The sequence below is a fragment of the Pseudonocardia terrae genome (genome assembly GCF_021343995.1).
In the GTDB taxonomy this organism is placed as follows: Bacteria; Actinomycetota; Actinomycetes; order Mycobacteriales; family Pseudonocardiaceae; genus Pseudonocardia; species Pseudonocardia terrae.
Genome location: NZ_JAJTTE010000035.1, coordinates 73,543 through 81,748, shown reverse-complemented (window position 1 = coordinate 81,748; position 8,206 = coordinate 73,543). Strand labels below are relative to the sequence as shown.

At 72.4% G+C, this 8,206-nt stretch carries 12 protein-coding genes; 9 read left to right on the top strand and 3 right to left on the bottom strand.

Annotated features, from left to right (window positions below; genetic code table 11):
- The 3 genes from LWC33_RS22610 to LWC33_RS22600 form a co-directional block, all read left to right on the top strand.
- Positions 1-404, top strand: a 404-nt coding sequence (locus tag LWC33_RS22610; protein ID WP_233306431.1) for an acyl-CoA dehydrogenase family protein, incomplete at its 5' end; no start/stop codon positions are given.
- Positions 404-946 carry a phosphate/phosphite/phosphonate ABC transporter substrate-binding protein gene (locus LWC33_RS22605; RefSeq protein WP_233306430.1) on the top strand — a complete coding sequence of 181 codons (543 nt, stop codon included), beginning with the start codon at positions 404-406 and terminating at the stop codon, positions 944-946. The genes LWC33_RS22610 and LWC33_RS22605, both read left to right, overlap by 1 nt.
- Positions 943-1,266 carry a hypothetical protein gene (locus tag LWC33_RS22600; protein ID WP_233306429.1) on the top strand — a complete coding sequence of 108 codons (324 nt, stop codon included), beginning with the start codon at positions 943-945 and terminating at the stop codon, positions 1,264-1,266. The genes LWC33_RS22605 and LWC33_RS22600 overlap by 4 nt, the downstream gene beginning before the upstream one ends.
- An 800-nt stretch (positions 1,267-2,066) precedes the next feature.
- Here the strand turns inward: LWC33_RS22600 and LWC33_RS22595 are convergent.
- Positions 2,067-2,255 carry a hypothetical protein gene (locus tag LWC33_RS22595; protein WP_233306428.1) on the bottom strand — a complete coding sequence of 63 codons (189 nt, stop codon included), beginning with the start codon at positions 2,253-2,255 and terminating at the stop codon, positions 2,067-2,069.
- Between LWC33_RS22595 and LWC33_RS22590 the strand changes: the two genes are divergently transcribed.
- The 4 genes from LWC33_RS22590 (at position 2,245) to LWC33_RS22575 (ending at position 5,407) form a co-directional block, all read left to right on the top strand.
- On the top strand, positions 2,245-2,463 hold the full coding sequence (locus tag LWC33_RS22590) for a hypothetical protein (protein WP_233306427.1): 219 nt from the start codon (positions 2,245-2,247) through the stop codon (positions 2,461-2,463). The genes LWC33_RS22595 and LWC33_RS22590 overlap by 11 nt on opposite strands.
- 332 nt (positions 2,464-2,795) lie before the next feature.
- Positions 2,796-3,203, top strand: coding sequence for a hypothetical protein (locus tag LWC33_RS22585; protein WP_233306426.1), 408 nt, complete (start codon positions 2,796-2,798; stop codon positions 3,201-3,203).
- 158 nt (positions 3,204-3,361) lie between these two features.
- Positions 3,362-4,615 (top strand): formamidase, encoded by a 1,254-nt coding sequence (gene fmdA / locus LWC33_RS22580; protein WP_233306425.1) that lies wholly within the window; start codon positions 3,362-3,364, stop codon positions 4,613-4,615.
- A gap of 129 nt (positions 4,616-4,744) precedes the next feature.
- Entirely contained in the window at positions 4,745-5,407 is a 663-nt protein-coding gene (locus LWC33_RS22575; protein WP_233306424.1) for an AmiS/UreI family transporter, read from the top strand.
- Positions 5,408-5,674: 267 nt separating this feature from the next.
- Here the strand turns inward: LWC33_RS22575 and LWC33_RS22570 are convergent, their stop codons facing one another.
- Positions 5,675-5,959 carry an ABC transporter substrate-binding protein gene (locus LWC33_RS22570; RefSeq protein WP_233306423.1) on the bottom strand — a complete coding sequence of 95 codons (285 nt, stop codon included), beginning with the start codon at positions 5,957-5,959 and terminating at the stop codon, positions 5,675-5,677.
- 66 nt (positions 5,960-6,025) lie between these two features.
- Here LWC33_RS22570 and LWC33_RS22565 point away from each other — a divergent pair, with 66 nt between their 5' ends.
- The gene (locus LWC33_RS22565; RefSeq protein WP_233306422.1) at positions 6,026-6,496 is read left to right on the top strand and encodes a MarR family winged helix-turn-helix transcriptional regulator; all 471 of its coding nucleotides are present in this window, start codon (positions 6,026-6,028) and stop codon (positions 6,494-6,496) included.
- A 143-nt stretch (positions 6,497-6,639) separates the two neighbouring features.
- A complete protein-coding gene (locus LWC33_RS22560; RefSeq protein WP_233306421.1) occupies positions 6,640-7,125 on the top strand; it encodes a Rieske (2Fe-2S) protein in 486 nt (161 codons plus the stop codon).
- Between the two features lie 69 nt (positions 7,126-7,194).
- Here the strand turns inward: LWC33_RS22560 and LWC33_RS22555 are convergent, their stop codons facing one another.
- On the bottom strand, positions 7,195-7,983 hold the full coding sequence (locus tag LWC33_RS22555; RefSeq protein WP_233306420.1) for a maleylpyruvate isomerase family mycothiol-dependent enzyme: 789 nt from the start codon (positions 7,981-7,983) through the stop codon (positions 7,195-7,197).
- Positions 7,984-8,206 lie beyond the last annotated feature (223 nt).

The window sequence follows — 8,206 nt, the reverse complement described above, 5'->3', positions numbered from 1 at the left end:
TCGACGAGGCCGCCGCTCACCTCACGGCCACTCGGTTCGAGCACCTGGGCTCCACCCAGGCCGAGCAGCCCACGACACGGGCCCGGTATGCGGAGCTGCTGACCCGCGCCGCGGAGGCACGGACGTTCGTCGCCGACACCCTCGCCGCGCTGGAGCTGGGCCGGCGGGACGCGATGCTGCGGGTGCCGCAGGTCAAGGCGGTCGCCGGGGAGGCCGCGGCCGAGGTGGCCGACGGGGTGATGCGGCTGTGCGGCGGGTCGGCGTTCCGCCGCGAGCTGGGCGTCGAGCGGCGGTTCCGCGACGCTCTGGCCGCGCGGGTCATGGCACCGACGACCGAGGCGCTGCGGGACTTCGTCGGGCGCGCTGCGCTCGGCCAGCCGCTGTTCGACGAGGTGGGTGCCTGATGGGCGGGACGCTGCTGATGGGGGCGGTCGCCTACGACCCGAAGGTCGTCACCATCTGGGAGGGCTTCCGGCAGTGGTTGCGTGCGGCGGGCATGCCCTTCGACTTCGTCCTCTACTCGCATTACGAGCGTCAGGTCGAGGAGCTCGTGGCCGGCCGGATCGACGCCGCCTGGAACTTGCCGCTGGCCGCGCTGCGCGCCGAGCGGCTGGCGGCCGCACAGGGCCGGTCGGTGGCGGCAGTGCTGATGCGCGACACCGACCGGGACCTGACGTCGGTGGTCGTCACGCGCGCCGACTCCGACCTCGCCTCGCTGCAGGACCTCGAAGGCCGCACCGTCGCCGTCGGCGCCGTGGACTCACCGCAAGCGACCCTGATCCCCCTGGACCACCTCCGGGCCGCCGGTCTGCGACCCCACGGCCCCGACGCGAACATGACGGTGCGGCGCTTCGAGGTCGGCGTCGGCTGCACGGCGATCACATCGGCGGTGAACGTGACGCCGCCCGGGCGCTCGCCGCGGGCGAGGTCGACGCCGCCTGCATGATCGACGCCAACAACCTGCTGTTCACCCAGGAGGGCACGCTGCCGACCGGGACGCGGACCCTCGCCCAGACCGAGCCGTACGACCACTGCACGATGACCGTGTCCGGCTCCGCGCCCGCCGATCTCGTCGACCGGTTCGTCACGCTGCTGCCGGAGATGTCCTACGAGGACCCACGAGTGCGGCCGTTGCTGGACCTGGAGGGGCTGCGGGTGTGGCGCGAGGGCCGCACCACCGGGTACGCACAGCTCGCCGAGGCGGTCGACCGCAGCGGCTTCTACGACGCCGAGGGCCGGGTGACGGCCGCCGGGTACGCCCCGTGAGCAGCGCCGCGTCGGAGGGAGCGCGGCTGGACCTGGAGTCGCTGCCGTTCCCCTCCGGCGCACACCTGCTCGTCGACCGGGCCCTCCGGGGCCTGGTCCCGGGCACGGAGCTGCACCTCGTCGGGACCGACCCCGCACTGGGCGTGCACCTGCGTGCCTGGTGCCGGGCCAAGGGTCACGAGCACCCCGGACCCCGCCGGCGGGCACGTCGTGCGGCGGGGCCGGGCCGACCTGCAGCGCTGGGTCGGGGCGGAGCGGGCAGGGGCTCCGGGTCCGGACGGGCTGGTCCGCAGGCCACCCGCACAGTGGGGTCTGGCGGCCCGCGGTGCGCTTGTCGAGGCGGGCGGCCCGGTCCCGCGGTCGTTCGACCTCGACGACCGCGACGTCGTCTGGGCCGACTCGCGCCGAGGCTCTACGCCCATGCCGCGTCTGCGCAGTGGGACCCGCAGACCGCCGTCGACTGGTCCGCCGCTGCCCCGCTGTCGCCGGAGATCGAGGCGGCGGTGGTCCAGGTGATGACCTACCTGGTGGAGAACGAGCAGGCCGCGTTGGTGATACCGGCGCGGCTGCTCGCCCGGGTGCACCCACACTTCCGCGAGGTGCAGCAGCTGTTGGCGGTGCAGGCCGCGGACGAGGCCCGCCACGTCGAGGTCTTCACCCGTCGCGCGCTGCTGCACGGCGGGGAGATGGGCACCTCCTCGGCGGGCGGGCGGGCCTCGCTGACCACGCTGTTGGACGAACCGGACTTCTCGCTGGCGTCGTTCCTGCTCTCGGTGCTGGGGGAGGGCAGCTTCCTGGCGTTACTGGCCTTCCTCGACGAACACGCCTCCGACCCCGTCACCCGTCAGGTCACCCGGCTGGCGCGGACGGACGAGGCCCGGCACGTCGCCTTCGGCGTCGCTCACCTCGAGCACCAGGCGGAGCGGGATCCGGCGCTGCGGGGCCGGCTGCGCGGCGGTCGAGCGCCGGCACGACGCGTTGATCGACACGGCGGGGCTCAACGCCGACGTGTTCGACTCGCTGGTGCTGCTGGCCGCGGGCGAGTGGAGTCCGGCGGCGATCGCGCGCGGCCACGCCGCGGTGGCCCGGTTCCAGCGCGCCATCGACGAGGGCCGCCGGCACCGCCTGGTCCGGCTCGGGTTCCCGGCGGACGAGGCCGCCGAGCTCTCCGCGCTGCACACCCGCAACTTCATGTGACCGGGCGGGGTGACGAGGCGGCGTCGCCGATGCGACGGCGCAACGCATCGCGCCGCGGGTGGTGCGCGAGCGGGTCTCGGCTCGAACGGCTTGCGCCCCCGGGGTACGGGAGGGCGCGGCCCACGCGTCTCGACTCGACGCCTACGCCCGCGCGGATGGCCCGGGCGGTTGCGCACGAGCTGCCCGTAGACGAGGGCATACGGCTTCCGGGATCTTGGTGACGATCGCGTAGCGCCCTGTCCCTTTTACTGGCCAGCCGGTCCGTTGAGGTGTTTCGTAGAGGGGCAGCCGAGTCGCGTCCAGCGCCGGCACTACGAGACATCGAGGGCCCGATGGATCTCGAAGGAGCGTTGACGCGTCGCCGGGAGGCGATCTTCGATCGGCTCGAGCAGCTGGACCAGCGGGAGACACAGCTTGCGAACCGGCTGACCCGGGCATTGCCGCCGGAATCACTCGCGGATGCCACCGCGCATGCGGCAGCCGCGTCAGACCGTGCGACGGCCGCCCTCGTGCATGCCGCGCAAACGCACGAGGTGGCCGCCGACCTGCATCAACGGTTCGCCACGATGTGCGACGCCTACGGGGCCACCGACCGTGCGTTCGATCACCGGCGGGCCGCCGAGCAGGAGTGGACCGCCGCCAGCAACGACAGACGCACCGCCGCCGACGGGCGATCGCGCTCCACGCCGCCGGTTCCGCAGCCCCCGGACAGCTCTACTGGCCGGCTCCGTCCTGCCTGAGCGCCGAGGATCTCGAGCTCAGCAGGTCGTGTCGACCGGGGAGTTCGCCGCCGGCCGGCGGACGGCCCTCGGCGCCGGGCGCGTCGTTGACAGCTTCTTCCAGCGAGAATAGTTTCTTTCGGAAGTAATGCCAGCACGGAGAGGTGGGAGGGATAGCGGTGCCTGAGGTCGTGTTCAGCGTGGATCAGTCGAAGTCGATGCGGGATCAGGCGGTACCCGGGCACAATCGCTGGCACCCGGACATCCCGGCCGCGGCGTCGGTCCGTCCCGGCGCGGAGTTCCGAGTGGAGTGCCGGGAGTGGACCGATGCACAGCTCGGCAACAACGACTCGTCGAACGACGTGCGGGATGTCGACCTCGCCGTCGCCCACATGCTCAGTGGCCCGGTCGAGATCGAGGGTGCCGAGCCCGGCGACCTGCTCGTCGTGGACATCCTCGACCTGGGTCCGTGCCAGCCGCCGCAGGAGTACGGTGACGCCCCCGGCCAGGGGTGGGGCTACACGGGGATCTTCGCCAAGGCCAACGGGGGCGGGTTCCTGACCGACCACTTCCCCGACGCCTACAAGGCGATCTGGGACTTCCACGGCCAGGACGCCACCTCGCGGCACATCCCCGGGGTGCGCTACACCGGCATCACCCACCCGGGCCTGTTCGGTACGGCACCGTCCGCCGAGCTGCTGGCCGAGTGGAATCGCCGCGAACAGGCGCTGATCGACCAGGACCCGGATCGGGTGCCGCCCCTGGCCCTGCCACCACTCGAGGACGGGGTCCTCGCCGGCACGTTGAGCGGGTCGGAGCTGGAGCGCGTGGGCCGCGAGGGTGCGCGCACGGTCCCGGCCCGGGAGAACGGCGGGAACCACGACATCAAGAACTTCACCCGAGGCAGCCGCGTTTACTACCCCGTACACGTGCCCGGGGCCAAACTCTCCGGCGGCGACCTGCACTTCTCGCAGGGCGACGGCGAGATCACGTTCTGTGGCGCCATCGAGATGGGCGGTTTCATCGACTTCGGGGTGGACCTGATCAAGGGAGGTATGGAGAAGTACGGCATCACCACCAACCCGGTGCTCATCCCTGGTCGCGTCGAGCCGCGCTACAGCGAGTTCCTCACCTTCATCGGCGTCTCGGTCGACGAGACCTCCGGCGACAACCTGTACCTGGACGCCACCGTCGCGTACCGGCGGGCGTGCCTCAACGCCGTCGAGTACCTGAAGAAGTTCGGCTACTCCGGGGAGCAGGCCTACCTGCTGCTCGGCTCGGCCCCGATCGAGGGACGGGTGTCGGGCGTGGTGGACATCCCGAACGCCTGCTGTTCGCTCTACCTGCCGACCGGGATCTTCGACTTCGACATCCGGCCGAACAGTGAAGGCCCGCAGTCGGCGGACCGCGGCGCGTGCGCGACGAGCAGTTGACGCGCTGAAGGGGCGAGCGCGCACGAAACGCGCGTCGTCGGTGAGAAGCGCGATCGCCGACTCCGGTACCCGCCGGAGCCGACGCCGCCGGGTGTCCTGCACTGACCATCGAGAGCGGAAGGTGAAGCGATGTTGCTCGCCGTGGTGTTGTTGTACGTCGGGGCCGTTCTCGGGGTGAACGGGATCTGGCTGATCGGGCAGGCGCGGGCAGTGGAGGAGGTCGAGCGGGTCTCGGCCCACGCCGGCGCGGCCGCGGAGCCACTGGACGTGTCGAGCTCGGTCGGCGGCCGGGGGGCCGAGCCTGCCCCGGCGCGGAGGGAGGGCTCGCCGCTGTTCCTGCAGAACCGGGAAGTCGCGGTGATCAACATCTTCACCGGCTTCATCGGCGTGGTGATCGCGCTGATCTTCCTGGTGCAGGGCGCCGTCGGCAACGACCTCGCCGCGGTCCGGGGCGGGGGTTTCATCCTGCTGTTCGCGTTCACCTACCTCTGGGTGGCGTTCAACCAGTACCTCGACGCGGGGGGCCGGGCCTTCGGCTGGTACTGCCTGTTCGTCGCGATCACGGCCATCCCGGCGGGGATCTACACGCTGCAGAACGCGAACGGGAACGTCGCCCTGATCTGGCTGGGCGTCAACTGGTTCCTGTGGGCCATCCTGTGGGGGTTGTTCTGGGCGCTCCTCGCCCTGGAGCTGCCGATCGCCCGGCCCACCGGATGGGTCACCATCATCGAAGGCATCGGCACGGCGTGGGCCCTGGGCTTCGCCGTGCTGATCGGGGTGTTCTCGTTCTAGCCGGACGTCGACCGGCCGGCACCGAGCACACCCGCCCCGAGGCGGCGGTCGGGTGTTGCTGCCTCGGCTCCGGGGCGGACCGGAGGGGTTGGGCGATGACGTCGAACTCGAGCCCGTCCGCCCGCGCGAGGTAGACGCTCTGCAGCAGGTGGTTCCCGGCCATGCGCACCACCCTGCGGGGGCTCGCGTAGGCCAGTTCGTCCGCCGCCGCGCACAACCGGACCGGCTCGATGCTGCCGGCCCGCTCGGCGAGCCTCGCCATGAAGGTCAGCGCCGCCGGTCGAGGTCGGCGGCGACGCAGGCGCGGTTGGACCTCACCGCGTCCGATCCCAAAGGGAACATCAGCACACCGTTCGGCGCGCTGCGGCCGACCCGCCGGACAGCGGCGGAGAAGTCCTCCGTACCGAGCGGCACGAACACCTCGTCGAGGACCCGGACGAATGGTGAGGACCGCGCGAAGCGTCGCGCCACCCGCGCCGAGGTCCGCGACGAGACGTGGTCGTCGCCGGCGGTGCACCAGGTCCGTACGCCCGGCTCCCGGGCGAGCCTCACCCGACACTTCGAATCGACAGTGTTTACGATGACAGCGATCTCGTCGCCCGTCGGAGAGGACTTCCCGTGGCCTCAACGTCCCTCGTGCCCCGAGAGGCGTCGTTGACAGCCCGGCCGGCGCAGTCGCTGCACACGTTGCTCGCCCGGGTCACGCACCGTGTGGCGCGGCAGGTCGAGGCCACCCTGGCCGGCTGCGGGCTCGCCCTCGACCAGTGGCGCGTCCTGGACCTGCTCGCCGACGAGCAGGGGCACTCCATGTCGGAGATCGCCGAGCACGCCATGGTGCCCGCCCCGACCCTGACGAAGATCGTCGATCGGCTCGTCGACAACGCTCTGGTCCACCGCAGGGTCGACGAACGAGACCGCCGCCGGGTCCTCGTCTTCACCACCGATCACGGCACCGACCTGCACGCACGCATCGCCCCGCAGGTCATCAGGGCGGAGGACGACGCGGTGGCGGAGCTGGAGCGTGACGACGCCGCGCAGCTCGTCCGGCTCCTCGCCCGGCTCGCTACGGAACCGGCCCGCTCCATCTGACACCGCGTCCACGGGGGCGACCGGGCGTGCAGGGCCCAGGACCCTCTCGCGGAGGGGGCCTTGGCCCATCGCGGTCACTGCCGGGTCGTGCCAGCCTGACGTACACCCAGCGCGATGCCGGGCGATCGGCGTGAGGAGTTGAGATGCCCGAGAACCCCGACCTCGCGCCCGCCTCGCCGGCGTCGCCCGTCCCCGCCCTGACCCGGCGTGCCGCCGTCGCCGGTGCCGGTGCCGCGGCCCTCGGGATCGGACTCCTGGCCGCCGGCTGCGTGACCGGCGGCTCCGGGAGCACCGGCGGGGACAGCCGCGGCGGCGGGGTCGGAGGCGGTGCGCCGCCTGCTCACAGCACCACGCTGGGGCCTGCGTCGAGCGTTCCGGTGGGCAGCGCGGTGGTGTTCGCGGACGAGAACGTGATCGTCACGCAGCCGACCGCGGGCACCTACCAGGGCCTCTCCGCGACGTGCCCGCACGAGAGCTGCACCGTGACCGACGTGCAGGGCGCCGTGCTGGTCTGCCCCTGTCACGGCAGTGTCTTCGGCCTCGAGGGGCAACTGCTGAAGGGACCGGCCACCGGGGGCCTGAAGCCGGTGAAGGTCACGGTGTCGGGTGGCCTGATCACCCGGGGCTGATCTCCTCAGCGGGTGATGACCAACCCCGCGGACGGGCCGAATGCGAGCAGAGGTGTCCGCGGAAGCGGGTCAGCGGATGCCCTCGAGGATGATCGCCGTGAAGCGGGCGGCGTCGTCCGGGTCGCCGTCGATGGCGATGCCCGACCCGACCGGGCGGCGCCACAGCCAGGCGTCCAGGTCCACAGCGCCGGCGCTGATGGTGAACGTCGGCTCCGAGGCCGGCACCGTCGCGTCGGCGAGGCGGAACCCGGGCTGCCGGTCCTGGTGCTTGTGGCCGTCGCGGGTCGGGCCGGTGACGTCGCCGAGCTCCACCACCCAGTCGGCGCCGGTGTCCGGGGTGCGCAGCGAGCCGAGGGGGCCGCGGCGGCGGAACTGCGCCCCGGCAGCGCCGCCGAAGAAGTACCTCAGGACCTCGTCGACGCCGTCGGTGGCCAGCTGGGCGTCGACGGGCGTGACCGCCCCCGCGGTCAGTTGGGCGTCCAGCCGATGGATCAGGGTCTCGTGCGCGACGCGCCGGCGCACGAACCCCACCGTCCGGTCGTCCGACCACGTCCACGCCGCGGTGTCCGCGGGTGCGTCCTGCAGCACCCGGACGAGGCGCGCGAGCTGGTGGTCGAAGTGCTCGAGCAACTCGGGCCGGTGCGCCGCTGGGCTCGGTTGCTCCACGGCCGGCGGGGTGATGAGCCGGCCTTCCACGACCGTCGCCCAGAAGCCGAGGACGACAGTCACGTGGCGCAGGAGGTCATCGGCGTGCCATCCCGGGCAGGTCGGGACGGTCGCCGACGGGTCCGCCGACGCCAGGGCGGCGCGCAGGAGCGATGCCTCGCGGCGGATGTGGTCGACGTGGTCCAGCGACACGGTCTGCACCCGAACCCCGATCGATGCTCGGCCTGGGAGGACTATGCCAGAACCGCGGCGTCGGGGCACGGAGGTCCCGGACCCTCCGGACTCGTGTGCCCGGGGTGACGCCGGTCATCCCCGGAGGCTCACCCCGCTTGGGCGAGGCAAGGCGGGATCGCGGGTTCGACGCTGGCAGGCCGAGACGGCCTACGTGAGAGCCGGCGTCGAAGGAAGCGGTGGC

Bases quoted from the DNA above. Each gene is read 5' to 3' on its own strand.
- LWC33_RS22605 (WP_233306430.1), top strand. From the start codon at position 404: ATGGGCGGGACGCTGCTGATGGGGGCGGTCGCCTACGACCCGAAGGTC.
- LWC33_RS22600 (WP_233306429.1), top strand. From the start codon at position 943: ATGATCGACGCCAACAACCTGCTGTTCACCCAGGAGGGCACGCTGCCG.
- LWC33_RS22585 (WP_233306426.1), top strand. From the start codon at position 2,796: ATGGATCTCGAAGGAGCGTTGACGCGTCGCCGGGAGGCGATCTTCGAT.
- LWC33_RS22575 (WP_233306424.1), top strand. From the start codon at position 4,745: ATGTTGCTCGCCGTGGTGTTGTTGTACGTCGGGGCCGTTCTCGGGGTG.
- LWC33_RS22560 (WP_233306421.1), top strand. From the start codon at position 6,640: ATGCCCGAGAACCCCGACCTCGCGCCCGCCTCGCCGGCGTCGCCCGTC.